Origin of the sequence: Ensifer adhaerens (genome assembly GCF_020035535.1) — a bacterium.
GTDB lineage: Bacteria > Pseudomonadota > Alphaproteobacteria > Rhizobiales > Rhizobiaceae > Ensifer.
Genome location: NZ_CP083351.1, coordinates 121,395 through 146,875, shown reverse-complemented (window position 1 = coordinate 146,875; position 25,481 = coordinate 121,395). Strand labels below are relative to the sequence as shown.

The window sequence follows — 25,481 nt, the reverse complement described above, 5'->3', positions numbered from 1 at the left end:
TCGAACCATACGCGCTCATCTGCGTTTAGACCATTACTCGACAGTTCACAGTCAATAACACCGCAGGCGAGGCGCACGATGAAGCTGAGCGAAATTCCCAATTTCGTAGATGAGGTAATAGCAACCGGATGCGCGATCTGTGCCGTCGGACATGACATGTACGTGCTTGGCGATGTGCAGGAGATCGAAGCGGCCGGCAGTGAACTGCGTCGAATCGGCGAAAAGTACGGGCCACGGGATCACCTGCAAACAGATGTGATCGCATATCTCCGATCGATCGGAAGGTTCGTCGACGTCACTTGGATGGAACCTCCTCATCAGACCGGATGGACGAGTCAGCCGCATTCCTTTTCCACGATCTGCTTTGAAGATTTGGGAACTCAGCGGCAGCGCCGCCAACCCTCGGGCGCACTGTTTGAGGGCGCGTCATAGCAACTGGTCGCTGTTCATCGAGCTGATTGTCATCGGTTGTCATGAAAGAACCACTGGCGCACTTTGTGGTGAATGAAACTCTATTCTGCGCAGGCGTCGGTTGGATAATTGCTAGCGTTCGCGGCAAACAACCGGTGTGACGTGACACGGGATTCTGCGGAGCCGTTTCATCAGGCCAAGCGGGCCTTTACGGTGCGGTTATCGGATTTTCTTGTCCGGATCTCCGGGCAAGCCAGCGCCGGGCCCGATTGTCGTCGAAACTCAAAGGAAGGCCGTCTTCGAACGCAAGTGCCGACTGAGATCCCCACGATACGTGGGACCACAGACGCGCAGACTCCAAGCATACCCGGCAGAGCGCCTGGTCATCTGTTTTAGGGGCCGAACATCGCGAACCTGCCTTTGGATGCGGGACGTAGCCGATCAACATTCGTCATGAATGTGATGGATTTGAACGAACCCGTTCGGAGCGAGAATTGCTTGCTTCGCGTTCACATTCATCATTCTCCGCGGGTGAACCAGGGCGCCGGCACGCACTCGAAGCGCAACATTGCCTTTGGTAAAATTTGCTCGCAGCTGTAAAGTGCTGTGCTGATGGGGCATCGACAGCTATGACGCCGTCACGCTGATCGGTAACGTCTCGACCACGCGGATGTTGCCATGGCGGCGCACAAACTTGCCGTCCATGCGGTCAAACACGGCGCGCCAGACCAATCGTCGGGCAACCTGGCCGTCAACGGTGGTGTCGCACCTGCTGATCGCTGGGACAAGCCATGCCCGAGTGACGGGCCCTGGGTGCGCAAGGATCGGGGTCCGTCAGCTTGCGGGAGATGGAAATGGCGACCTGTCCTTCAGGCAATGGCACAGTGGCAGTCGCACGGCTGCGACCTGCCCCCACCACTGCGGCATTATACTTCCACCGACCTTACGCCCCCGTTTCCGAATGAGGAGCAGACACCGGCTTGGATTCGGGCGACCCTCGGAACCGAAGAAAGATAGAAAGAACAACAAGGATGGCTGTCGAAAGGAACTCACTTTGCCAATTTTGGAATGATTCAAACCACATCTGCGCACTCAGCAAATGCTCGCCTACCGAGGGGGCCGGTTGTCCATGCATCAATGCATCGGCAGCGTCGGCCGCAGCGCTTTCGCGCAGGTGCATAACAAAGCTCACCACGAACAGTACAAACAAAGCCAGGCCCAGAGAATAGGAGTACACGGATCGGGGTAGTCCGCCCATCCGCACCGGTAGCGGCGCTTCGGATTGGTCCTTGTCGTCGGCCGGATCGGCATCCTCCGGCGACGCCTCATCGGGATCTTTCGATTCAGCGGAGCCACGCTGAAAGAGAAAGGCGGTGAGTATCACGTACGCGGACATCTGAAGGAACTCCGACTCCCAGTTCTCGAAGAGGGCCGCCAGGAAATGACCTGTGGTAATATATTCCCCGAGAGAAATGGCGCCAGCGCCGTGCTCTGCGGGTTCGTCGTTGTAGACGGTCAACCCCGTTAGGAACATTCCGCCGATGGTAACGAATGTCGCCAGCAGCAATACGATTGTCAGCCCATTGTCCTTGAGAATCTTCATTGCAACTCCAACCAATGACGCGGCAGCGCCGTAGCGCCGCCTTCGATCAGTTACGCGGCCTTCCGCTTGCCTTTGGTGTTGACGCTGGTTTCCGCAAGCTGCGTCAGCGCCTGATCGGTCTTGGTCTCTTCAAGCAATGTCGTTCTTGCCGAGATGCATTGCCCATGACTTCAGCGTGCCATAGCGGGCGATTTCATAATGCTCTACCGCTTGCGCTGCAGCGAGCAGACCGGCGTCGAGAGCATCAGAACCCTTGAACTCTTCGAGAATTTCCTGCCCTTCCTCAATGAGGCCATCGATTGCGGGGCAGGTCTTGCCGCGGGCGGGCTTCCCGAGCAGATCAAAAACTTGAACCAGCCGCTCGACCTGCCCCTCAGTTTCCTCCAGATGTTTGTCAAATGCGAGCTTCAACCTTTCGTCTTGAGCCACGAGACATCTTCTTCAGCGCGGCGATGATCTTTCGCTCTGCGTAATAGATGTCCTTGACCGCATCTAACAAAAAATCGTCCATTGTCTTTGTCGCCATGAGTATATCTCCTCGTTGATTTTGTATTGTAACGGCTACAGCGAGCAAGAATAGTTGCGTCAAAAGTTTACAGCTACTCAATGCCAGCGGCTGAGCTATGTTCCACCTCAGTCTCAACTTATTCTAACGTCACGGGCACCGCGACAAGTCCCTTGTCCGCAATTTTGCCGGCTTACTCTTTTCGCCGTCCGGTATACGCAGAGGCCGCACTCTCCTATAGAGCATCCCATAGCTGCTGCACGCGCCGCGGTACGGGTGCGTGAAGATGCGGCGCCGAGGACGGCCGAGCGCCTCCGCAGAGGGTTCGCAAAGCGCAAACCTCGCACTCAGCGTAACCATAGGTAGGATGGCATTGATCATGCGAGAGGTGGAGGAAGTATGGCCGGTTGGCCAAAACTCCCGTCAGTACTGAAGATGAAAGAACCGCCTCCCCGCGTGGCAAATTCGTCAAAATGGGCCGACATTAACTCAGCTGTCAGGGGACGTATCCGGCTCTGAGGTAGAGCCGGGTCTATGCCGAGGCCTTGATCGAAGCCGTCACTAACCCCGGACGGTTGGCCTAGGCGCAGCGGGTTCGACCGCCGCCACGGCGCACGAGGGTTATCGAGACCTCGAGGCATGTGATGGTCGCGGCTCGATCTGAAGGGCAAGAAATCGCCCTTCAGCACTTCGATGTTAACGCTGCTGACCACCTTGCTGTCCGCACCGACCGTTTGGCCACGTTGGCTGCCTCGGCCGCCTTGCTGAGCGCCCTGGTGATGGCGACCGCCGGCCCCTGACGCTTGGCGGGAACTTTTCTCTTCGTTCGCGACTGGATTCGACAGAAGCGAAAAATTCGGAGGCAGGCTTGGATTTCGAAACGATAGGGCGCTCGCGCTTGATGACCCAGTTGCCCGCGTATCGGCGGCAGATTGAGCGCCTGCCGATCCCTGCGCTGAAAGATCTGCTGCAGGTCTACGGGTTCACGGCCACTCAACGCGACCAGGTCCGAGCGGTCGAGGGTCGGAACTCGCGCCACGTGGCCGAACTCGAGTCCGATTGCGCGCGGATCGAGGTCGATGTCATTCGATTACTGACGAACGTGGTTATGCCGCTCGTTTTGACGCGAGCGCGCCATTGGGTCGATGCGACGACAGGAGGAAGTCACTTGCCAAGGTTCTACTTCAGGACAACTGATCAGGAAGGCTTTAGTGCGGAAGATCGCGCGTTCGAATTCGCCGACGAGCAGGCGGCGATCAATGAGGCAAAGGTTACACTGGCTGAGATGGCGGCTGACGGCCTCCCGCAGGACCCGATTTCCTTGATCAGCATCCAAGTCCTCGACGAGGAACATGTTTTGGTGGTCGAATTGAGATTGGTTCTTGAAATGCTTCCGAACACAGCCCGGGGTATTCGCGCAGATAGATAGACCGCTTTAATGGTGCAGGAGCCGGCAGAGGCGGGGTTTCCGTCCATGCCGCAAAACGCCATTGCCACCGGTGTTGCCGATGTCGTGGCACTTGCTCGCTTGGCCGAGCGGATCGCTGAGGCGCGTTCAACGCGATCACTAGAGGTATGAAGCCCATCGTCATCTGGCGTCCTTGGAGCCCAACACAAGAAGGCGTATCACAGCGAGAAATACACATTCCTTAGCTATTTTTATAGAGACAAGACCGACCGATCGGCGCCAACTTGGCCTATTAACGTAGTCGACTCTAGGTGGGCAAGCATCAGCCGACACCTTGCGTCTTGCTGTCGTGAAATGAAACGCAGGAGGCCTGAGCGGGGTCCGCGGGTGGGATTCTGGCAGTGCAGTCGCCGTTTCTCAGCAAGGGCGCCACCTGTTCGCTTCACTCACCCCCTCGTTGGCCATTTGCCGTCATCCGTGCTCTTGACCGGAATCGAACCAAAGGATTGCTACCTACGGGTGCGTAAAAGGATCGCAGTTGCGAATCCGTATCGCCGGGTGATACGTACTGGTTGACTTTCAGCAGTATCGCCATATGATACAAGCATAAAGGGCAAAGACGTGATCAGGTCATTCAAGGACGCTAAAACCGAAGCCGTTGCCCGCGGCAAAGCACCAAAGGGCTTTCCTTCGGACATCGTGAGGTCGGCCGTCCGGAAATTGACAATCCTGAACAACGCTGCAGCTCTTGAGGACTTGCGTTCTCCTCCGGGCAATCGATTGGAAGCCCTTAAGGGGAATAGAGAAGGCCAACATTCGATCCGCATCAATGATCAGTGGCGCATATGCTTCGTTTGGACTGATGCCGGTATCGAAGACGTTGAAATAGTTGACTACCATTGAAGGCCAAGCACGGCAGACAGGGAGCTTGAGATGACCCATATTCTTCCGCCGGTCCACCCGGGCGAAATCCTCCGCGAGGAGTATCTGCTCCCCCTGAACATGAGTGCCGGTGCACTGGCGAAAAAGCTCAATGTTCCTCGCACCCGCATCGAACGTATAGCGGCGGAGCAGACACCGATAACGACGGATACCGCCCTCCGGCTCGCCAAGTACTTCCGCACAACGCCGGAATTTTGGATGAACATGCAGACCAGCTTCAACCTCAAGACAGAGGAAGTGGCGCTTCATAGCGAACTGGAATTGATCCCCGAAATCGACAGAGCAGCATAGCGGCATGAGTCGACCAACGATGCGGTTCGTTCCGGTGAAGACAAGGGACAACCAGGCGGTGCTGATGTTGCTGGGGATGCGTGAGCGCCTTTTGCGCGGGCCAGCACGCGGCATGCATCTTTACGTGAAGTTTCAGGCAGACGTTATCACCGAGTTCGTGGTCATGTCTTTCAAGGAGAAATGAGCATGGCAGTAGCAAAAAGAGATCTGCCCGAAACGATGGTATCTCCGGAAACCGGCGAAACGCTGCGCCGGGGTGAACGACCCTTCCTCGTTACCTACAAGGGCACCAGCAAGACCGTCGAGCTTCCAGGGTATTACCCGGAAAATGGTGATGAGGGGATCCACGTCGGCGATGATATGGCCGTTACCGACGCGGCGATTAGGGCGTTGAAAGAAGAAGTCGAAGGCATTCCCTCGCCCGCCACCATACGACGCGTGCGCAAGAAGCTGAAACTGTCTCAGCTCGAGGCGGGGGCCTTCTCAAAGTTGGCGAGAATGCCTTCGACAAGTACGAGAGAGGCCTGGTCGAGCCGAGCGGCCCAACCAGCCAATTGCTGCGGCTCCTCGATCACCATCCCGAACTGATCGAGGAGCTCCGCTAAAGCTTGGCATAAAGCCTGCTCAGTGGCGGACGCTGCTCTCGTCGGGCGGAGGCATCTGCCCTGATTGGGGAATTTTTAGTTGCTTCGTTGATATACATACTGAGCGGGTGTCGCCGTTCTTTCGGAAGAGAAGCGCAAGGATAACGGTGGACGCGAAATGCGTTCCCCGCCCAGATGAGGCTCCTATTGGTCGAGGTCGGCATGATCGAGACCGAAGTGATCCAGCACCAGCCGGAGATTGCGGCGGTTGGCTTTGAAATAGACGTCGAACACGTCGCCGAGCACCGGATGTTGCCCGCCGCGGCGTCAACGCCGATGTTCGTCAGCATTTTGAGAAGCTTGTCCTTTGGCACGCCGAGATGCCGCGCCTCGTTGACGATAAGAAGGCTGATGGCCGGAGCCCCAAAATCGCCGAGCCCAGGAATCAACCCCAGCATCGAGTCCGCGCCGAACGAAATGCTAGTGCCGGGTACGCGGAGCGCCGTGTCCATCAGCCCTGCCAATCCGCGTATTCGGCGCAGCCGGACCAGTCGCTCAATCGGAATGTCTTGCTTCCTGCACTCCGCGAATCCCGCGAGTGATGCCTGCTTGTCATGCAGTTGCCTTCTGCTTGCCGAGGCGTTTGATCGCCTGTTCGAATGTTGCTGGAGTCGAAAACCCATGCGCAGGGTGGTTGTTCCCGCGGTTTCTTTGTGGGTATCGCAATCAAGGCGCCGATGAAGCGTATTCGCTTCCCCGGTCGCAATCAGCGGCATCAGTCGGATCGACCGACCAATGGCTGGTCGCTGCGGTTGCGCCTTCGGCAGTGCCGCCGAGGAAGAAGCCACTTGGCGGCAGAGTAAGAACGCTATCCCTTCAGTCCCCTCTTTAGTTCGTTAATGAAACGCCAGTCGGTGCCCTCAGCCAAAAGCGTCTGGGGCGAAGTGTTCAGCAGCCCGACCCCAGGCGCAGGGCGTAAAATCGCAGGGTGTCGTCTGCGCTATACTCACGCCATTGAGAAGGCAGCGCCTTCATCACTTGAAGCGCATGGTCATGGCGCTTTGTATAGCCTTCCCACATACGCGGTGATAGTGGCCAGAAAAGCGTATCGACTAGCGCCGGCAGGGCCACGGTCTTGCCCTTGAGGTCGCGAATCGCTCGGATGTCACGGGTTCCAAACAGCTCAAAGCAGCCGACGTGAAGCCCTGCCAGGACGACGATGGGATCCCTTGCCTCTAGACGGATAAGGAGCGGAGCGGCGAAATGTCCGTTAATATCGGCCTCACCGACTCACCGGAGGCAAGGGCCGTCCCGATGTCAGCGGTCCCCGCTCTTTGAAGGTATTGCACATCAGTGAAACCTTCGCTGCGTAGCAACTCTTCGGCTACATACTGCGGTGCCTGACAGATACTGGGAATCCTCACGAGCCGGATCCGCGTCGTCTCAGGCGGTGGCTCCGCAGCGGCTCACCTGGGATGCAGGAGCCCTTCTGTTCCCGCAAGTGCCATTCCACGCAGGAACCTCCGTCGGCTGTACCGTGCAGGGTATAGGGTATGCATGGGCCCCTCCCTTCCAAAGGCGCCAGCGTGATACGGAGCATGTACCCTTGGACAACTCTGACTTTGCATGAGCAGATACAGCCTCAACGGCTTTAAATGGATGGCAAATGATAACACATCGCGCCGCGGACTGGCGGGCCAGTTTGAGCCAGCAGCCGTCGGCTTCTGTAACGGACCATCTGTCAACTCCCGATACAAGCTTAATCTCATCGCCGGCTTCCCACCAGGATCGAGTCCTGCCGGGCTTATCCCTCTCTCATCCTAGGCGCCTACCCGTGCAGCGTTCCTGCGGTATCCGCATCTCTTGTCCGGCAGCGAAAGCTTGCCGGACAAGAGATCTCGGACGTTCTAAGGCTTGCCACCTTGTGACAAAAGCTTTCCGGAGAATGCCCAATCATCAGCGCTGACGTCATTGAAGACGATGCTCACGGTCTCGGGCGTGCACCCACAATGTTCCACCAGTGCAAGTGTAACGGCCTCGGAAGTTTTCTGCTTCTGCTCGACAGTACGACCTTCCGACAGGTCAATTCTTATCCAGGGCATGATGGTTCCTTTCCATCGGTTGCATGAGGAAAAAATCGTTTGGGTAGATTTGGCAGTGCCGAATAGGGCCGGGGTGGCTAGCTTTGCCCCAGTGCCAATTCCTTGGCGCGCATTGCGGCTGCGGCGATTGTCTCCCGTATGACCCGCGGCATCGCTTCCGTTTGCTCAAAAACGGCCAGCCCTGCTGCCGTCGTGCCGCCGGGGCTCGCCACCGCGTGCTTGAGTTCATTCGGTGATCGCGTGTCCGCTTCAAGGAGCGCGCCGGCGCCAACAATGATCTGGCGCGCGAACAGATCGGCGGCTTCCTTCGAAATCCCGATCCGTTCGGCTTCTTGCTGCAGATGTTGCGTCAATGAGAAGACGAACCCTGGTCCGCTGCCGGTGATTGCGGTCGCAATGTCTATCTCCTCTTCCGATTTCAGCCAGTGGAAACGGCCAATGGCCCCAAAGACGACTTCGACAAACTTTCGATCGGCGGACAACACGGCACCATCTGCATATCCGACACTCACCGCCTTCCGCACGATCGCGGCCAAATTCGGCATAACACGGACCAATCGTGAAGCAGGAGTTGCACCGCGCTTGAGCGAGAAGAGAGAGGTCCCCGCCGCGATCGATATGATCAATGACGCTTGCAGATTGGACTGGACGCTTAACAGTGCTTCGACCGCATCACCGGGCTTGACCGCTAGAACGCAGACATCAAATTGTTCATCGCCCAGCGCAGCACTGCCGCTTACGACTTTCCCTTCGAATTGTTCGCCCAGTAGCTTCCTCGCCTTTTGCTCATCTGAATCGATCACGGTCAGAGCGAGGTTCGCCATTGCCCCCTTAAGAGCAAGCGCAATTGCGGAACCCATGTTTCCGCAACCAATCAACAGTACAGGGCATCGTTCAGAAAAAAGCGGCACGACATTCGGCTCCGATTTGTGAGAAACTGCGTCGCGTCCGCAGCCGATCCGGGACGCGACGCGCGGAATATCGGCTTACCTCTCGCCCCAATGGCCGATTGATAGGTACGCCGCGGATCGATGGCGCCGCATCCAAAGAGCACGCGCGATACCGGTCGCGAGCACAGCCAGATTGATGCTGGGAAGCATCCAGTTGATCGCGCCTTCACGCCCCGTGAACAGCGGAATGTTGCTGAGCACGAAGTAGACCACAGCCGCCAGTGCCAGTGCCGAGATTGCGGGTGCGATCAGACCTTCCCACGACGAGACACCGCGCCTGTCGCGCCAGAAGAAGGCAAAAACCGCAACCGCCGTGAGCATTTCCATGGCCGGTATGCTGACGGCGACAGGTACGCTGCCGACGACGAAGAGGTCGAGATAAGGATCGAGGCCTTGCATGGCACAAAAGACGAGAACGACGGCACTGAAGGCGGTGTGAGAAAGGCTTGCAATCCAGGCCGAGCCGGTGCGCGCTGAGCGGCGTGCAAAGAGCGGGCTGATCGCCCGATCTCGGCCGAGCGCATAGAGATAGCGGGCGGTGGCATTGTGAAAGGCAAGGATCGATGCAAACCAGCTTCCAACAACCAGAAGCGTGATCACCTCGGCAAAGCCCGCACCAATGTACTGCCCTGCGGCCAGGGTAAACATCTCGGTCGGCTTCTCGTTTGCGACCGATACGGCAGCGCCACCGAATGCCTCGATGATCGCCCAGGTGACGAAAGCCTGGAAAACTGCGATCAGCGCGATAGACGCGAACGTCGCTTTGCGGACCGTTGCCACCGGATCACGCGCCTCCTCACGAAACAGCGCCGTTGCTTCAAAGCCGGCGAAGGCTGCGAAAACGACGAGCAGCACAACGCCTATTTCTCCGCCCACGATCGCATCCGGCCTGAACGGCTGGAGCGACAGACCCTCAGCGCCGCCGGCAGCCAGGATGCCGGTGGCAAGGACCACCAGCACCGCCACTTCGACCAGCATGATGATGCCGAGCACACGTATGTTGAGCTCGACATTCAAAACGCCGAGAATGCCCATCGCCGCCAGCGCCCCGAATGCCCAAGGTTCCCAAGGCGTAGAGATCCCAGTGATTGATGTCAGCGCCTGGCTGGCAAAGACCGCGAACGGTCCGATTGCGCCGGTCGCGGCGATGGCATAGGCGAGCACCGCGACAAAGGCTGTGCCGAGACCGAGCGGCCTCCCGAGCCCTGCCGCGATGTAGGAGGAGAGCGCGCCGGCATTCGGCACAAAACGGGTCATTGCGGTGTAGCCGACCGCAAAGATCGCAAGGAAAGCTCCCACCACCAGAAACATTCCGGCGGTACCGATGCCGCCTCGCCCGATGGCCAATGGCGTCGAGCCAACTGCAAACCCAAGCGGCGCCGCCGCAGCGACGACGAAGAACACGACATCGCGCGCACTCAGCCGCCCCCCGACGGAACTGCTTGCCCCTTCGCGAAGGCTAGTCGTCCCGCCGTCTCCCGTTGAAGACAGATTGGTCATTTTCACTCCCCTTTTTTTGTTCATTTGGTCGGCAAATGCCGCTCGCGGTTCAGGCGGCTCTCCCGAAGCCGCCTCCCCCACCGGTCATGATCGTCAAGCGGTCGCCCGCCTCCAGCTGCAGCGCGTTGACTTTCAGAAGGTCGTCACGCTCGACACTGCCCGAGATTTCGACGCGCGGCGGAAGGCCGGGTTCTCCGCCCATCAGTCCCCAGGCCGGTGTCAGCGACCGGTCCAGCCACAGGTAGAGCTGCGTCGGCGCGTCGAAGCGGTAGGCTCGTACGATGCCGCATCCACCGCGCTTGCGGCCGGCGCCACCTGAGCCCTCCCGGATCGCATATTGTGTCACGGTTACCGGGTAGCGCTCTTCGAGGGCCTCGACGGGCGTATTGCGGAAGCTGCCATTGAGAACGTTGATCACGCCGTCCGCCCCGTCAGCGCTCGCAGAAGCACCCCAGCCGCCGGCATGGGCCTCCACGCACATGCAGGTACCGTTGGGATCGCGCCTGTCCTGTCCCACAAAGTAGGTGATCATCGAATCCCCAAACTGGGCGGCCGTCGCGCGCTCGGGCAGCACACTCGAAAGCGCGCTGATAAAGAGATCGATGAGAAGACCGAAGGATGAATAGTACCAGGCACAGGCGGCCGGTTCGGCGGCATCGTGCATGGAGCCGGGCCGCGTCACGATCTCGATGTTTCGGAAGCAACCTCCGTCGAAGGAGCGCTCGGGAGCGAGCAGCATCTTGTAGGCCACACGCAGCGCCGCGATCGTCTGCGCCCGGCCGCAGTTTATCGGACCTTTGGTTTGATCAGGACTGTTGCTGAGATCGACGACCAGGCGCTCGCCTTGAACCTCGACCTTGATCGAAATCGGTACCGGCTGGTCAAGAACGACGCCGTCGTTGTCGAGAAAGCCTTTGCCTGAATAGGCGCCATCGGGAATTGCGGCCACGACCTGCCGGTCGGCCAGCGCGCTCTGCCGAAATATCTCGTCCCGGCAGGCTTCGACAGTGGCAAGGCCGAAGCGATTGACGATTTCCAGCATCCGTCGCTGCCCTGTGCGGCAAGCGGCGATCATCGCATTCACATCGCCGACGATCATCTCCTTGCTGCGGCTGTTGCGCCTAATGATGTCGATAATATCGTCCACCGGCCCGGCCTTGGTTCCGATCTTGACCGGTCCGAAACGGATCCCTTCCTGATAGACCTCCGTCGATTCAGTTCCACCGCCGGGATCCCGCCCGCCGACGTCGGTGACATCGGCTCGCGCAGCGACGTAACCGACCAACTCCCCGTCAAGGTAAAGCGGCGCGAACATCGTGACGTCATTGAGGTGGGTGCCCTGGATGTAGGGATCGTTGAAGAAGACGATGTCGCCATCCTGCAACCAGCTCGTTCCGCCCCGTAGGCGAACGGCCTCCTTCACAGACTCATCAAGACTGCCGAGGAAAAGCGGCAAGCCGCTGGACTGGCCGAGAACATCCGCATTGCGGTCGAGCAATGCCACCGCAGCATCGCCGTTTTCGTAGATCAGCGGCTGGAAGGCCGAACGCACCAGGGTCGCCAACATGTCGTCGGCGGCGGAAAGAAAGAGATTTCGGACAATCTCGGTTGTGACGACGTCGACGGTCATGCGCCTGCTTTCCTGATGATGAGTGTGCCAAACTTTTCCTGCCGCGCGGACCATCCGGGCGGAACGAGCGTCGTGGAGCCGGCTTCCAGAATGATCGCCGGTCCGTCCACCACATCGGCGCGGCCGAGGCTTTCGCGATGAACGATGCGCGCCTCGCAATGGACCCCGTCGATCGTTACCGTCCGAGTTGCCTCCGGGCGGTTTTCCGACGACATGTCACGGTCGAGGAATTGCGCGCCGATGCGGCCGGTAGCGGCAAGACGCATCTGCACAAGCTCGACCGGCGCGCCCGGCATGGAATGACCAAAGTGCTGATGGTAGGTGTCGTGGAAGTCCTGCAGCAACGTTTCCGGATCGGCCATGCGCACAGAAACAGTGTGGGTCTGCCCGGCGTAACACATCTCCACGCTCGCCACATAGCTCGACCCCGCAGCATCGACGCCTTCGCGGAGGAGCAATTTGGCGCCCTCCTCACGCAACTGTCCGAGCGTTCGCACGACGAGCGCGCGCGCTTCGACAGCATTGGCAAGACCGCCGAGTGGCGCCGAGACATCGTGGCGGATATCGGCGTGCAGCATTCCCCAGGCAGAAAGTACGCCGGTGCTGAATGGCACGATCACCTCGGTGATACCCAACTCCTCCGCAAGGGCGACGCCGTGCAGCGGGCCCGCGCCGCCAAACGCCAACAGCGAGAAGCCGCGATGATCGATGCCACGCCGCATGGTGAGCGTTCTGATCGCGTTGGCCATCATACCGTTGGCAACGGCCAAGACACCGGCTGCGGCTGCCTCGACATCAATGTTCAACTCGCCTGCGAGCGAGGCCATCGCCTCCTTTGCCGCGTGAACGTCGAGCCCCATGCGACCGCCGAGGAACCATTCGGGATCGATACGGCCCAGCAAGAGTTGAGCATCGGTGACAGTGGGCTTGGTGCCCCCGAGCCCGTAGCATGCCGGTCCCGGATTTGCGCCAGCACTAAGGGGCCCGACCCGCAATCCGCCGGCCTCGGCGCGTGCGATAGAACCGCCGCCGGCACCGATGGTGTGCAGTTCGACCACCGGCATCTTCATAACAGTGTCAGCGATCTCGCTTTCGGCGGAAAGCGTCATGCGTCCGTCAATGACAAGGCTGACGTCGGAAGAGGTCCCGCCCATGTCGATGGCGATAAGGTTGGGTCGGCCGAGCGTCCGCGCGACGGTTTCGGCGGCAACCACTCCACCCGCCGGTCCGGACAGGATGGTCTGAATGGGCTGGCGTGCGACCAGCTCGGCAGAGCAGATGCCGCCACTTGAGCGCATGACATGGAGCGGCGCTGCGCAGCCTCTTACGTCAAGCTCCTCAACGAGGGCGGCGAGATATGTTTCCACCGTACGCGAGACATACGCTGTTGCGACGGTAGTCGACGTCCGCTCGAACTCACCCTGTTCTGGTGCGATCTGATGGGACAGCACGATGGAAATGCCGGGGAGACGTTGCTGAAGCAGGGCCTTGAATGCGAGCTCGTGGGCTGGATTGTGGTGCGAATGCAAGAAACAGACCGCGACACTGCGCACGCCGTCGCGTTCGAGCGTCTCTAAAAGTGCCGCTACCTCCTGGGGATCAAGCGGCATTTCCACCGAACCGTCGTAGCGCATGCGTTCGTTGACGGTATGAATGTCATCCCGATCGACGAGTGGTGCAGTCCGCTTCGGAGAAAGGCTCCAGATATCCTTGTTGCCGGCCCGCCCTAGCAACAGCACATCGTCAAACCCCTTGGTCGTGACAAGCGCCGCTCGTTCCCCTGTTCTCGAAAGAATGGCGTTCAATCCCGCCGTCGTGCCATGAACGAGGAACTCGATCGCCTTTGCAATCTCAAGCTCGTCCAGGCCGTGAAGCATGCCCTTGGCGGGTTCGCGCGGCGTACTGAGAACCTTGTGGGCGCGAGTGGTGTTTGTGCGCGTGTCCATGACGACGATATCCGTGAACGTACCACCGATATCGACCCCGACACGCAGATGGGGCGAACTCATTTTTCCTCCAACTTTGCAAGCATTTCAATTCGTTGGCTTTGCCTCGGCTTCCTCCCGGGCAAAACCAATCAGTCCGGGCGCGCGGCGCGCTGCCCGATGTCGTAGAGCCTTGCGGCAGCGACAACCTCGCCACCGCCGGCCAACAGCGGTCTCATCAACGCGCCGTCCTCCAGCCGGCCCGCTGATTCCAGCCAGGCCCGATAGCTCGAAGCGGATGTCCAGAGCGCCGTCACCAGCACTTCTCCTCCGTCGGGAAGGAGGGTCTGAACCTCGACCCCGAGGCATCCCGGCGTCGCAAGCGCTCGCTGAGGGATTTCCCGATCCTCGAAAAATTGAACGAGGTCCTGGCTAGCCCCCACCTTGGGCGTCAAACTCAACACGCTTCTGATCATCGATTTCTTGTTCCCTGTTTTGTGCACGATGCATCGCAACCGCCGCGCCATGTGGCTGTCGGCAGGCAATACGAAAGCGTTTCCGGCTGCGAAGCAGGCGGATGAAATTGGTATAAGGATGCTGGTCTGCTCAGCTCGCCCTGTTGCAGGCGGCGCTTAGAGCTTCGCTAAACTAGGGGGCGCTATCTGGCCCGTCTCCAAAGTACTCCATCGTACAGGTGTGGAGCATGACTGCGATGCGGTCGGTGTGGTTCCAGGTCGTGTGCGTACGCGTCGAAGCATAATGCAGAGAATCTCCCTGCTCGAGAACGAAGGTCTCCCCTTCGACCTCTACTGTCAGCGCCCCTTCGACCATGAAGATGAACTCTTCCCCCTCATGTGACATAGCCTCAGTGCGTCGGCCGGGAGGCTCGGTGATAAGGGCGCTGCTCAACACGCTGCCCGGAAAGTTCGTCGAAAGGCGCTCGTACGTTGCTGCATTCGGGCCGATTGCGTAGGGCACGCGTTTGTTGTGCCGCGTCTCGGCAGAACCGCCTGTAGGCTGTACGAGAAAATGATTGATCGAGGAACCAAGGGCGCGCGACAAGGCCAAAAGCGACGTCAGCGAAGGCGTCGTCTGGCCCCGCTCGATCTGCGATATGAAGCTAAACGATAGCCCCGACTTCTCTGCCACATCCTTCAACGTCAGCTTCAACTCCTTGCGCCGCTGGCGCAAGCGATCCGTCAAGGGCGCGGTAGGTTCATCCACCTCACTCACAACAATCCTCCCAAAATTGTTCTATAGGTACAATTTGCCTTCAGCCCGGCCCCTCGTCAAGCAAAATTGTTATGGAGGTACAATTTTGTGCTCAATGCTATCAACAATTCCGGATGCCCCCCTGGACGGTGGGTTGAACTGGCTCGATGTCGAGCCATCAATGGCCAGCATGATGTTCATAGGTGCGGCAAGACGGGTAATATCCCAGAGCGTGCACACTCCCGTCGATCCATTGAGTTCCTTCCGATTAAGGACGTCGGAAGCCAACAACATGCGCTAGCCCGGAATGTCGATCTTACCCTTGCTTTTGAACGCATTCGAACCTGAGACCCACCGTATGACGAGTCTATAGGTCACTCCAAGGATTTACGACGGAGAGACCTGCCGCCTCAAAAGGGCTTGTATCGCGTGTTGCGATTATAAACCCCCTGGAGGCTGCGATAGCGACAATGTAACCATCAGGTGTCGGAAATCCCTTCCCCGCCGCTCGCGCGATTGCCGCAAGGTCGGCATAGTGCCGAGCGGCTGCAGTGTCGAATGGCAACACGCGATCATCAAACAGTTCGAGCATACCATCAAGAGTTTCGGCCAACGCCTTTTTGCGCCGTCCCTCCGGCAGCGCAGCAATGCCAAAGAGTAACTCCGCCAGCGTCACACTGGACAGATACAAGGTTTCAGCCACTTGATCATTTAACCAATTACGCACGGCTAAATCCGGGGCCGGCTTCATCGCTTCCGAGACGACATTTGTGTCCAGAACGATCATTCAAACCTCATTGGCTCAGCCGGCACTTTGTCTCGCACCTGGTCGAACACTTCAAAATCCTCATTGGTCAGGCCAAGCCGCCCGCTCAGCTCAGCCAAGGCGTCGCCTATGCGGACACGCTGTTCGGGCTTGACCGCACGTTCCAAAATCTCGCGGACTTCCGCCTCTGTGCTGCGGCCGTGAATCGCCGCCCGGACACGCAAAGCGCGGTGCACTTCATCAGGCACATTTCGTACCGTCAGGATCGCCATAGTCAGACCCTCCTATTCGACTTCATTGACTGCAATGTAGTGCCATTGTAGTCACACTTCAAGTTCCAGCATTGCAAGTTTTGAACGATTAGCCTCTAGCCAACTTGAAAGACGGATGACCCACATTCTTCCACCGATCCATCCGGCCGGAGCCTCCGTGAGGTTCCTCGCACTCGTATGGCGGAACAAACACCGATAACGATGGATACCGCTCAGCGGCACGCCAAATACTTCCGCACAACAGCGGAATTTTGGATGAACATGCAGACCAGCTTTAACCTCGAGAGGAAATAACGCTCCATGCACTGGAGTTGGCCCCAGAAATCGATCGAGCAGCATAATGGAGCCTTCCAGTCGATACATTATGCGATCTCAAACGCACAGAAGGTACCGTGAGATCCGGCGCAACACCTTCCACGATCGCGAGCTGCCCGACTATAGCGGTTACTTCCCGACCGTTGCTGACGGCATCCGCAAAGAGCTTGTGCGGCACCCGCAATTGCGCGAACTGGTGGTCGAACAGCTGAAGGCGCTGTGGTCCCCGCAACAGATCGCCGGTCGTCTGCTCGCCGATGGCGTGAGCGCCGTGCGGGTCTGTACCGAGACGATCTATCGCTTCATCTACGGCAAGGACGATCAGGCGCTGGAGCTCTATCAGCATCTGACGGAAGGTCGCCGCAAACGCCGTCCCCGCGGCGCGAGGAAGCCGCGCGGCGGCACTTTTCCTGCTGCCTGCTGGATATTGCAACGTCCTGATTTCATTGGTGATCGTTCGCAGTTCGGGCATTGGGAAGGCGACTTGTTGATCTTCCAACGTGACCTGGGCAACGCCAACGTAACCTCACTGATCGAGCGCAAGAGCCGCTACACCGTCATGATCAAGAACCAGAGCCGGCACTCGCGGCCGATCATGGACAAGATCATCGAAACGTTCTCTCCCTTGCCAGCCTTTGCCCGGCAGAGCTTCACCTTTGATCGCGGCACGGAGTTTGCCGGCTTCAGGGCTTTGGAAGATGGTATCGGCGCGCGGAGCTGGTTTTGCGACCCCAGTGCACCGTGGCAGAAAGGTGCCGTGGAAAACATCAACAAGCGCATCCGTCGGTTCATGCCAGGCGATACCGATCTTGCAGGCGTGTCGCAACGCAAGCTCATCCAGCTTGCTCGCCATCTCAACGACCAGCCGCGAAAGTGCCTCGACTACCGGACGCCCGCCGAAGTGTTCCGCGCACATTTGCAAGAGGGAGGCTGAACCCCTACCCTGAAAACCGGCGTGTTGCACTTCAGTTAGGATCTCCCGACGGTGAACATACGCGCAACGAGCCTTTGCCAGGTTGATCTGTCTTTCGACTTTACGGTTGTCTCATGGGAGTTCGGTTGCATTTCTAGGGCATCAATGTTCCGGCGCAAGACGGGAATCGAGAGCCGAAAACGGCAGGACGGTCTGAGCCGCCAGCCACCGGGCCGTCCTCCACAATCATCCACGCGAAAGGCAAGCTAGTCCTGGTGAAACCCGGACTTTGCCTGCAATTACGCGTAGAAATAGATGCGCGAACGATGGCGCCCCCAAAAACCTGCCCTACCGGATCGATCGTCGCAACCTTCTGCCTGTTGCCGGACAGCTGCTGAGCGCGCGTATTGCAGAACTTGACGGGCGCAGGGAGAACGGTCCGACGCCAACCTCGGCAAATCAACGGATGTGCGAGACGTTTTGAACCTGGCGACGCAATACAAAGCCGCCGCCGTCAAGCTGGGTGAGGCCCCATCCAGTCCCAATCGTTTTCCGCAAAGGCTGCTGGCTCTTCATGCCATCGAGCTTTATCTCGATGCTCTTCTTCAGGCGAAAGGCCTCGATGACGAGCCGATCCACAACTTCCATCATGACCTTGGCGAGCGGGCCCGAATAGCGGGGGCCGCAGGACTTGTCTTGCGCCAGCGCACGCTGGCGCACCTGGCAACGCTCTCCTCAGCTAAAGAATATCTCATCGTCCGATATGCTCCTGAGCTGACGTCCATGCTCTCGCAGATGAACCGGGTTATGACGACGCTTGAGGAGGTTTCGCGGAAGGTCCCAAAAATGGTGAAGGCGACCAGGCCCCATAAGTGAACTTGATCGCTGGCGGCCAAAGGAATAGCGCGTTTTCCGAGTTGGACCCGCACTCGAAGGTATGTCAGACAGTGCTGCCCGAGATTTGCATTCAGCGTTGACTGGATCTTATCAAAGAATGACTCGGAACAAATTCCCAAACTGGGAACATTATGCTTGTTTCCAGATTGGGAATTCGTTAAATAGGGACTCAAGTGAACGTTATCGCTAAATCTGCGCTGGTCAGCTTTTGGAATAGCTTGCCGAAAGGCGTCCCCAAAGAGACCGCGCGAGCCGCAATGACGGAATGGTATACTACCGCATCGAAGGCGAGCTGGAATAATTTCAGCGAGTTAAAGAAGACATTTAACTCAGCTGATCTGGTGGCCGGCAACAAGGTTATCTTCGGCGTCGGCGGCAACAAGTACCGCATTGTGGGGCTGGTCGCGTTTCGGTCCAAGCGGATTTTCGTCCTGTTTGTCGGGACGCACGCCCAGTACGATGCGATCGACGTCAAAGAACTCTGACGTGAAAGGAAGTCGACATGTTGGATTTGAAAGGTTTTCGGACGCTTCAGAGTGAGGCCGAGTACAACGCCGCACTGAAGGAAGTTCGGCCATATTTCGAAGCCGAACCCCAAGAAGGCTCTGAGGAAGCTGCGCACTTTGACGCGCTCGTCCTTCTGATCGAACAGTACGAGGGCAAGCACTATCCAATCCCGACGGCGAGCCCCGTTGAAGTGGTCAAGTCGGTGATGGCTGCGAACAACTACACGCGCGCCGATCTCGTGGCGGTTATTGGTTCGAAAGCGCGGGCGGCCGATCTTCTGAACGGAAAACGGGAAATTAATCTGGATCAGATTAGAAAGCTCAGCAAAGAATGGAACATTCCGGCTGGTTCCCTGATCGGCGAAGTCGCGGCCTAGGGATCTCGGCTAAGCTCGACCCATCAGCCCGATCGACCAGGCGAGCAACGTCGTTGATGCGCTCGATTATGACCCGAATCATTCCCCGGCGATCGAATTCGCTCTTTCAGGTTCAAGTCAGGCCGGGCCCACCAAATCCCTCATTTATGTTCCACGGCTTCGGGCACGGGTGCCATTGTGTCGTGTGCCGGCTTACAAGATCGCCTCTTAGGCTTTGTGGTACGATAGCTCGGACATCGAGTTAACAGCAGGAACGATTGTCACAAGTCCCCATTCAGCACGACGGGCCGTCCGTGGGGCGTCCGCAAGTATGCGCGCTCCCAGGCGTCTCGCCGCTGGATTAGTTCATTGCCGGAAATCGCGCGTACTTGATCGAGGAGACTTTCGAGCGCGGACAACACGGCACGATAGTAGGTCTCGGTGTCATCCGACTGTCCGGCGAGATGTGCCTCGCGCAACTTCGCTCCCAGGGTTTCAGACCAATGCGCTCCTGATATTACGCCCGAAGCAACCAACAAACTTGCCATCGCGGAAGCCTGAGCATGCCACGGCTCCGCGAAAGCCGGTTCGCTGTCCCTTTGTGTCAGGTGGGCCGTCCGGGGGTCAGATCCGCTCAAGATAGCTCTCCCAGAGATCGACGAAAACTTGATCGCGGCTGTCGTGGGTTTCCGGCCACAACTCCGACGCGGCAAAGCCAACCGTGTAAAGGTGCTCGCCTCTGGGCGATCCGGCGGCTGACGCATCCGGCAGTACATGGGCGCCGTGATGCGCAATCACGCTTCCACGCCTTCCCCGGGCATAGGACGGCAAGCGCGTATGTCCGGGATGTCCCAGGGATTTGCCGCGCACCGCATCGCCCGCGACGAATAACGGCGGCGCCTCGGAACCAAGAACGTAGCTGCGCGCAGACTTGACGTAGGCACGCGCCTCGTCCGCGGTTTCAGGCGGATAGCCAGGCTGGCGTGCAAATGACGACCGGCCAGAATCGAGTTCCTCCAATGTAAGATAGCCGGCATCAATCATCTGGGCTGCGATCGTCACCACCCATTGATCGAAGTATGGCCGCGTCAAATATTCGGCCGGAATGATCAACTCGCGGCAATGCCTGAACCAATCAATCGACCAGTCCGCATCGCCAGCGGCAGCCTGGGCTAGACCGAAAGCTCGCATTTCCCAATCCGAACGGAAGGGACGCTCGTCATCCTTGCCTAAAATGGGGCCAAATCCTTCGCGCCCGCCAAGATCGTGAACGCCGTCCATCAGGCTTCCCTCCTGGTTGGAGAAAGATCCCTTTGCGTTCCGATCATAGAATTACGCGAGACCAGCTCCGCGAGCTGCTCTTCGCTCCAGGATTCCACACCGTTGGGCTGCTGCGGTATCACCAGATATCGTCTCTCCGACGTCGAGTCCCAGACCCGCACCTCGACAGTCGGGGGAATTTCCACGCCAAACTCCGACAAAACGGCACGCGGTTCGCGCACAGCGCGCGCCCTGTATTCGTTCGACTTGTACCACGCAGGCGGAATTCCCAGAATCGAGAATGGGTAGCAGGAACAAAGGGTGCAGACGACGAGATTGTGTATCTCTGATGTATTCTCAACCGCCTGCAGGTGACCCGTTCCGTGCCCAGCAAATCCGAACTGCTCGATTGCAGCGGTCGCATTTTCGAGAAGAGCCCTTTTGAACGACGGTTCTCTCCACGCCCGCGCCACGATCTTCGCCCCGCGCTTGGGTCCGATCTCGTCGCGGTACATTTCGATCCAAGCGTCCATAGCAGCGGGATCGATCAGCCGCTTTTCCACCAGAAGGCTTTCGAGTGCTTTGGTTCTCAGCATGGGCTCGGAGGGCAAGTGCTGATGCAGGTCGTGATGAATACTGGAAATGCGTCGCGAATCGAAGCTTGTCATCGCCTTGCTCCAGGAGCGTAGTCTGCCAAATCAACAAGCGACCCTACCATTTTGAGGTGGGTCGAGGCGTGAATGATCGAGCGGTTCTTCATCTAGGTCAAGCAATGTTGCACCGGCCATCACGAGGCGATCGTATCAAACCCGGGAAGGCTAAGGTCTCTGGTTTTCGCTCACCACGCCTTTGTCGGTATGGTCCGGCGAACCAGCCAAATTCCATTAGCCGCGTCCTTTCTTCATGGAGCGCCATGATCAAATTCGCTTGGGCGGTCTCATCGCACTTGGATTTCGACGATTGTACTCGCAGCAGAACCTGGCGCTGGTCACCTAGGGTAACATAATGACGGTTGTCGATGGGAAACAAAGGATCCGGGCTAGTGAACTCTGCCTGAAGCAGTTTGCGACAGCCCTAGGCGACGAAGTGTCTCATCATCCGCCTGCTCGGAGGCCGCGATCCCTTGATCCCGTTGAAACCATGCCAAAGCCTTTCGGGTCTGTTTTCCAATGTCCCCATCAATTACGCCAAGGTAGTATCCTCTGACGGCCAGTTGTATCTGGAGCTGCATCGCCCTCATGACCTCGCCCGACCTGCCGTCCATCAGGTGCGGAGACAGACGCAGGAACGTGTCCATCGCCTCTCGGGCCTCCGTCGGGCGCTTGGCGCGCGCGTAGGCCGTGGACAACAGGGTCCATTGGTAGGCTGGGGCCGTCGGATTAATGGCGATCGCCCTCCGGAAGTTCGCAATCGCGTCTTCCGCCTGGCCGAGGTCCGACTGGGCGCGCCCGAGATATTGCAGCCATGTCCACATCTCGGGATCGCGCGGGCTGAGCAGCATGGCCCGCTGAAGAAGCTTGACGCTACGCTCCGGATGGCCGTCCAGCCTGACCATTGCAGCAAGGAAACCATAGGCTGACGCATAGTTGTGGTCGAGCGCCAGACTCGTCTCGCAGGCATCGATCGCGTCCTGAAGCTGCCCTCGACCGAAGAACACATGGGCTCTGACATAGGACGCGACGGCGTTCTGGGGAGAGACCGAGAAAACTTGCGCCAGTGCGGCGTCGGCCCGCTCCAGGTCCGTGTCGCGATCTTCGCTCCAGGTCAGAAAGACCATGTCCGCGTGGGTCGTCGCCAGTCCCAGTAGACCCGGGACGAATTGGGGGTCCCTTTCCAGAGCGCGCTCGAACAACTGGCGCGCGTCAAGCATCCGCTGTCGATCGGCCGGCTGGCGCAGAAGCCACCAGCCGCGCATCGTCAGATCGACCGCGTCGGGATCGTTCGGATGGGCAAGTTGCGCCCTATGCGCCTCAGTGGCGACGAGTTCGAGGCTGAGCGCGTTGACGATCCGTCCGGTCACCTCGTCCTGAAAAGCCGCGATGTCGCGCATGTCGTGCTCGAACCGTTCGCTCCACAACTGTCCGCCGGTGCTGCCGTCAATCAGCCGGGCGTTGACGCGGACTTGATCGCCCGTCCGCCGGACGCTGCCCTCAAGGAGGTAGCGGACGCTCAGAGCATTGGCGACTGTCCGTTCGTCATTGGATGTCCCCTTGAAGGTGAAGGCGGTGTTGCGCGAGATGACGAAGCTGCCGGCAATCCGCGACAGGTCCGTCGTGATGTCGTCGGTCAGGCTATCGGCAAAGTAATCCTGGTCGGGTTCATTGCTGAGGTTGCGGAAGGGCAGAACGACGATCGACAGCCGCGCAGTTTCCTTCTCGACGTCGGTTTTCACGCTCTCAGGGATCGATGCCGCGACCGTTGTCGGACCCTTGCCACCTTCCAAGACATGGATCCCTGTCGAAAGCCAGACGACGCCGGCGGCAAGGCAGCTCAGCCCAACCGTGGCCAGACCGACAATCAGCCAACGCTTTCGAATCTTGCGCTTGGGCGGCCTTGGCGCGGCCCCATCAAAACAGACCCGATAGCATTGGATGGGGCGGGCGATGTTCCGAACGCTTTGCTCCCCCATGTCTTCGAATTCCACCGGCAGGCGGTCGCGAACCTGATCACGTACGGAGCGCGACACGCAAATTCCGCCGACGTCAGCCAGGAGTTGCAGCCGCGCGGCGATGTTGACGCCGTCGCCCAGGACATCATCGTCTTCGGCGATCACATCGCCCAGGTTGATGCCAATCCGGAATCGAATACGGCAATCCTCAGAGATCGTGGCCTCGCGCGTGGCAATGGCAACCTGAACCTCGACGGCACAACGGACGGCCTCGACGGGACTGCCGAACTCAACCAGCAGCCCGTCGCCCATCGTCTTGACGATTCGCCCTGCATGCTGAGCAATTTTCGGATTGATCAATGCGCCCTGGTGGCTCCGCAGCCGCGCAATCGTGCCTTCCTCGTCGAGCCCTATCAGGCGCGAGTATCCTGCCACGTCGGCGCAAACGATGGTGACCAGCTTGCGCTCCATCGAGCGCCCCCCTGATTGACCCGATTGGCCGCAGAAAGTCTACTCTCAAGCCCGGGGCAGGGGAAGAAGCTCGCTCAGGGCCAACCCGAAATACCCGCTTCCGCGCCTCGGAGGGAGACGGCAGGAATCCGTGCCGCTGCCACATCCGCCTCCGAAACGTCGATACCGGGCTTTGGCAAATACAAGGTGAAGGACACGCCTGAGCGCGAGGCGCGCAACCCTGCAACCGGTGCGACTATTAAGGTTGCGGCTGCGAAGAAATTTGACCTTCGCACCAGCCAACGCTCTCAAGGACGCGCTGAACGGCTGATACGACTGGGAGGTTCGGCGCGAGCGCGCGATGGCTTGGTCCCGTCGCACGCGGCTCCCGATGATACGTTATGCGATCCCAGACGCACAGAACCGGAACAAAACGCCACAATGATCGTCATGCGCTCCTTTCGCGACTGATGATTGGGCCAACCGCTCTGAAGCTTCCAGGTTGCCGTCGAAAATTTGCGCTTGCGTCTGATCTGTCTGGCAGTGATGGGAGATACCGACCGAGTTGCGGGCGGGACCTGGCCGCGCGACGACAGCGTTGGCAACGATATCGCGTTGCGGCATGCTGGCGCCCGGAAGGAGGTTGATGCAAGGTCATGATCATGCGTTTAGATGAGCCGTAAGCGGTCCACCTAATAGAAAAGACGGGTTTTGTTTGGTCGTGACTAGAGCGGCCATCGCTGGTGAGCGTGCATGACCGTGAGGATCTCGACGTCCCGACTCACTCGGTAAGGAATGATGTAGGGAATGTCGGCTAACACGAGCTCACGCGTGCTCTTGATACGGCCAGGCCGCCCACTGGCAGGGTACTCGGCCAACGCATCCACGGCAGTGACAATCCTCGCCACGACGCGAGCGGCCGCATCCGGATTGTCTTTCTCGATATACGCGCCGATCTCATCAAGCCGCCGCAGCGCCCGAAGCGTCCAGCGAATACGTTTCACACTCATTATTGACGGGCAGACCTGACGTACTTCCCAACGACTTTCGCCACATCTTCATCGCGGGCGAACTCACCCCGGTCGGCCTCGGCCAACCCGGCTTCAATCTCGGCGAGCTGCCATTCCTGCTGCTCAACGAAAGCCTCGATGGCTTCGGCAGCCATGTAAGAACGGGACCGATCCAGTTTCTCAGCGAGCTGATCAAGCTTGCTCGCGGTTTCATCTTTTACACGCACGGTAAACGCCGCAGTCATGGGACCTAACTTTCCTTGGTTCACTTTGATTATTAGTGAACCGCTCTGGTGCGTCAAGGTTCAGCAAGGCACTTCAATCGGTTGTTATCGTTTGGAGCTTTCTGGTGGGGCTTGTAGCTCAATGGCTAGAGCGGTCGATAACCGACACCCGTTTGGTTGCAGGTTCGAGATCTGCCGGGCCCACCATTTCACAAATACTCTTCGCCAGACGCTTCGCCTGCCCTTCAGTCTCCGGCGGCCGCATGACCGTTACAGTGTTGGTCTAATTCGGAGACAACTTCTTGGTGCCACCGATCGGAACTCGATCAATACGAGGTTTCGGCACAGCGGTAAGACGCATTTTGCACGTGCAGCCCACCGGGCTGCATAGGACTCCGGAGTCCCCGGCGCAGACCTTGTCGTTCATAGCTTTGCAATCGGCGCCGTCCCAAGTGCCTGTGCATGTGCACTGGTTGGTATTCACATCACAGCTGAAGCCAAGCGACGATCCCTGCAGTTTTCGCGTGGCGGCTTCCGATGGATCGGGCATGAGAACAGCCACGAATAGCGCTAAAACGACCTTCTTCATTTTCCCCTCCCCGTCGCGGTCGGATCTGCATCGACCGATCTGAACAGCCATGTTATATTAGCAATTATGAATATTATTGCATAGCGGGGGACGACTGCGAAGAAAATGCTCAGACAACGGTATGTTTACGTGCACTGCAGTCGATGTAGGTGGAATCAATCGACGGGTCTGCATTGACGATTTAGTCGCTCGCGGGGCGCAGGTGTTCCTTCCAAGGAAGAGCGCGCCGGCGCCATCTGTGAGCGGCTCCGA

General features: G+C 58.7%; 27 protein-coding genes and 5 pseudogenes. 13 read left to right on the top strand and 19 right to left on the bottom strand.

Annotated elements, in window-relative coordinates; translation table 11 throughout:
- Window positions 1-78: 78 nt before the first annotated feature.
- Window positions 79-432, top strand: a complete 354-nt coding sequence (locus tag LAC81_RS38485) for a hypothetical protein (protein ID WP_328717961.1) — start codon at window positions 79-81, stop codon at window positions 430-432.
- A gap of 922 nt (window positions 433-1,354) precedes the next feature.
- On the opposite strand, the gene LAC81_RS35315 is transcribed toward LAC81_RS38485, so the two are convergent.
- Together LAC81_RS35315 and LAC81_RS35310 are read right to left on the bottom strand one after the other, a co-directional pair.
- Window positions 1,355-2,014: a DUF6766 family protein gene (locus tag LAC81_RS35315; RefSeq protein WP_223730855.1), complete on the bottom strand. Its 660-nt coding sequence runs from the start codon at window positions 2,012-2,014 to the stop codon at window positions 1,355-1,357.
- Window positions 2,015-2,064: 50 nt separating this feature from the next.
- Window positions 2,065-2,540: pseudogene (locus LAC81_RS35310) on the bottom strand (ferritin-like domain-containing protein).
- A gap of 847 nt (window positions 2,541-3,387) precedes the next feature.
- Here LAC81_RS35310 and LAC81_RS35305 point away from each other — a divergent pair.
- From LAC81_RS35305 to LAC81_RS35280, 6 genes are all read left to right on the top strand, one after another.
- Window positions 3,388-3,948, top strand: a complete 561-nt coding sequence (locus LAC81_RS35305) for a DUF6894 family protein (RefSeq protein WP_223730854.1) — start codon at window positions 3,388-3,390, stop codon at window positions 3,946-3,948.
- A 9-nt stretch (window positions 3,949-3,957) separates the two neighbouring features.
- Complete coding sequence (locus LAC81_RS38650) at window positions 3,958-4,098, top strand: chemotaxis protein CheB (protein ID WP_223730853.1); 141 nt, start codon at window positions 3,958-3,960, stop codon at window positions 4,096-4,098.
- A gap of 450 nt (window positions 4,099-4,548) precedes the next feature.
- Entirely contained in the window at window positions 4,549-4,830 is a 282-nt protein-coding gene (locus LAC81_RS35295) for a type II toxin-antitoxin system RelE/ParE family toxin (RefSeq protein ID WP_223730852.1), read from the top strand.
- Window positions 4,831-4,860: 30 nt separating this feature from the next.
- The gene (locus LAC81_RS35290; RefSeq protein WP_223730851.1) at window positions 4,861-5,160 is read left to right on the top strand and encodes a HigA family addiction module antitoxin; all 300 of its coding nucleotides are present in this window, start codon (window positions 4,861-4,863) and stop codon (window positions 5,158-5,160) included.
- A gap of 19 nt (window positions 5,161-5,179) precedes the next feature.
- Entirely contained in the window at window positions 5,180-5,344 is a 165-nt protein-coding gene (locus LAC81_RS35285) for a hypothetical protein (protein ID WP_223731086.1), read from the top strand.
- A gap of 340 nt (window positions 5,345-5,684) precedes the next feature.
- Window positions 5,685-5,765, top strand: coding sequence for a type II toxin-antitoxin system MqsA family antitoxin (locus LAC81_RS35280; RefSeq protein WP_223731031.1), 81 nt, complete (start codon window positions 5,685-5,687; stop codon window positions 5,763-5,765).
- Between the two features lie 183 nt (window positions 5,766-5,948).
- Here LAC81_RS35280 and LAC81_RS35275 read toward each other — a convergent pair.
- From LAC81_RS35275 to LAC81_RS35225, 11 genes and pseudogenes are all read right to left on the bottom strand, one after another.
- A pseudogene (locus LAC81_RS35275) lies at window positions 5,949-6,310 on the bottom strand (DUF4112 domain-containing protein).
- 1,341 nt (window positions 6,311-7,651) lie between these two features.
- On the bottom strand, window positions 7,652-7,846 hold the full coding sequence (locus tag LAC81_RS35270; protein WP_223730850.1) for a tautomerase family protein: 195 nt from the start codon (window positions 7,844-7,846) through the stop codon (window positions 7,652-7,654).
- A gap of 77 nt (window positions 7,847-7,923) precedes the next feature.
- A complete protein-coding gene (gene proC / locus LAC81_RS35265) occupies window positions 7,924-8,757 on the bottom strand; it encodes a pyrroline-5-carboxylate reductase (protein ID WP_223730849.1) in 834 nt (277 codons plus the stop codon).
- A gap of 75 nt (window positions 8,758-8,832) precedes the next feature.
- Complete coding sequence (locus tag LAC81_RS35260; RefSeq protein WP_223730848.1) at window positions 8,833-10,296, bottom strand: APC family permease; 1,464 nt, start codon at window positions 10,294-10,296, stop codon at window positions 8,833-8,835.
- Window positions 10,297-10,345: 49 nt separating this feature from the next.
- The gene (locus tag LAC81_RS35255; protein ID WP_223730847.1) at window positions 10,346-11,926 is read right to left on the bottom strand and encodes a hydantoinase B/oxoprolinase family protein; all 1,581 of its coding nucleotides are present in this window, start codon (window positions 11,924-11,926) and stop codon (window positions 10,346-10,348) included.
- Window positions 11,923-13,935 (bottom strand): hydantoinase/oxoprolinase family protein, encoded by a 2,013-nt coding sequence (locus tag LAC81_RS35250; RefSeq protein WP_223730846.1) that lies wholly within the window; start codon window positions 13,933-13,935, stop codon window positions 11,923-11,925. Before LAC81_RS35250 ends, LAC81_RS35255 begins: the two co-directional genes overlap by 4 nt.
- A gap of 68 nt (window positions 13,936-14,003) precedes the next feature.
- A complete protein-coding gene (locus tag LAC81_RS35245; protein WP_223730845.1) occupies window positions 14,004-14,327 on the bottom strand; it encodes an antibiotic biosynthesis monooxygenase family protein in 324 nt (107 codons plus the stop codon).
- Window positions 14,328-14,499: 172 nt separating this feature from the next.
- Window positions 14,500-15,084: a helix-turn-helix domain-containing protein gene (locus LAC81_RS35240; RefSeq protein ID WP_223730844.1), complete on the bottom strand. Its 585-nt coding sequence runs from the start codon at window positions 15,082-15,084 to the stop codon at window positions 14,500-14,502.
- A gap of 346 nt (window positions 15,085-15,430) precedes the next feature.
- Window positions 15,431-15,850: a type II toxin-antitoxin system VapC family toxin gene (locus LAC81_RS35235; RefSeq protein WP_223730843.1), complete on the bottom strand. Its 420-nt coding sequence runs from the start codon at window positions 15,848-15,850 to the stop codon at window positions 15,431-15,433.
- Entirely contained in the window at window positions 15,847-16,101 is a 255-nt protein-coding gene (locus tag LAC81_RS35230; protein ID WP_223730842.1) for a FitA-like ribbon-helix-helix domain-containing protein, read from the bottom strand. Before LAC81_RS35230 ends, LAC81_RS35235 begins: the two co-directional genes overlap by 4 nt.
- A gap of 51 nt (window positions 16,102-16,152) precedes the next feature.
- Entirely contained in the window at window positions 16,153-16,464 is a 312-nt protein-coding gene (locus LAC81_RS35225) for a hypothetical protein (RefSeq protein ID WP_223730841.1), read from the bottom strand.
- A gap of 25 nt (window positions 16,465-16,489) precedes the next feature.
- Between LAC81_RS35225 and LAC81_RS35220 the strand changes: the two are divergent.
- From LAC81_RS35220 to LAC81_RS35205, 4 genes and pseudogenes are all read left to right on the top strand, one after another.
- Window positions 16,490-17,350 (top strand): annotated as a pseudogene (locus tag LAC81_RS35220) (IS30 family transposase); the annotation flags it as partial.
- 459 nt (window positions 17,351-17,809) lie between these two features.
- On the top strand, window positions 17,810-18,205 hold the full coding sequence (locus LAC81_RS35215; RefSeq protein ID WP_223730840.1) for a hypothetical protein: 396 nt from the start codon (window positions 17,810-17,812) through the stop codon (window positions 18,203-18,205).
- 194 nt (window positions 18,206-18,399) lie between these two features.
- Complete coding sequence (locus tag LAC81_RS35210) at window positions 18,400-18,711, top strand: type II toxin-antitoxin system HigB family toxin (RefSeq protein WP_223730839.1); 312 nt, start codon at window positions 18,400-18,402, stop codon at window positions 18,709-18,711.
- A gap of 17 nt (window positions 18,712-18,728) precedes the next feature.
- Window positions 18,729-19,109: a helix-turn-helix domain-containing protein gene (locus LAC81_RS35205; RefSeq protein ID WP_223730838.1), complete on the top strand. Its 381-nt coding sequence runs from the start codon at window positions 18,729-18,731 to the stop codon at window positions 19,107-19,109.
- Between the two features lie 260 nt (window positions 19,110-19,369).
- Here the strand turns inward: LAC81_RS35205 and LAC81_RS38645 are convergent, their stop codons facing one another.
- The 4 genes from LAC81_RS38645 to LAC81_RS35180 form a co-directional block, all read right to left on the bottom strand.
- Window positions 19,370-19,726, bottom strand: a complete 357-nt coding sequence (locus LAC81_RS38645; RefSeq protein WP_223730837.1) for a nitrile hydratase accessory protein — start codon at window positions 19,724-19,726, stop codon at window positions 19,370-19,372.
- Complete coding sequence (nthB, locus tag LAC81_RS35195) at window positions 19,713-20,369, bottom strand: nitrile hydratase subunit beta (RefSeq protein ID WP_223730836.1); 657 nt, start codon at window positions 20,367-20,369, stop codon at window positions 19,713-19,715. Before nthB ends, LAC81_RS38645 begins: the two co-directional genes overlap by 14 nt.
- On the bottom strand, window positions 20,369-21,016 hold the full coding sequence (gene nthA / locus LAC81_RS35190; RefSeq protein WP_223730835.1) for a nitrile hydratase subunit alpha: 648 nt from the start codon (window positions 21,014-21,016) through the stop codon (window positions 20,369-20,371). The genes nthB and nthA overlap by 1 nt, the downstream gene beginning before the upstream one ends.
- A gap of 371 nt (window positions 21,017-21,387) precedes the next feature.
- Window positions 21,388-23,427: an adenylate/guanylate cyclase domain-containing protein gene (locus LAC81_RS35180; protein WP_223730834.1), complete on the bottom strand. Its 2,040-nt coding sequence runs from the start codon at window positions 23,425-23,427 to the stop codon at window positions 21,388-21,390.
- Window positions 23,428-23,571: 144 nt separating this feature from the next.
- On the opposite strand from LAC81_RS35180, the pseudogene LAC81_RS35175 reads away from it, so the two are divergent.
- A pseudogene (locus LAC81_RS35175) lies at window positions 23,572-23,737 on the top strand (HU family DNA-binding protein); the annotation flags it as partial.
- A 394-nt stretch (window positions 23,738-24,131) separates the two neighbouring features.
- Here LAC81_RS35175 and LAC81_RS35170 read toward each other — a convergent pair.
- A complete protein-coding gene (locus LAC81_RS35170; protein WP_223730833.1) occupies window positions 24,132-24,416 on the bottom strand; it encodes a type II toxin-antitoxin system RelE/ParE family toxin in 285 nt (94 codons plus the stop codon).
- On the bottom strand, window positions 24,416-24,661 hold the full coding sequence (locus LAC81_RS35165; RefSeq protein ID WP_223730832.1) for a CopG family ribbon-helix-helix protein: 246 nt from the start codon (window positions 24,659-24,661) through the stop codon (window positions 24,416-24,418). Before LAC81_RS35165 ends, LAC81_RS35170 begins: the two co-directional genes overlap by 1 nt.
- A gap of 107 nt (window positions 24,662-24,768) precedes the next feature.
- Here LAC81_RS35165 and LAC81_RS35160 point away from each other — a divergent pair.
- Window positions 24,769-24,847, top strand: a pseudogene (locus LAC81_RS35160).
- Window positions 24,848-25,481: the final 634 nt, after the last annotated feature.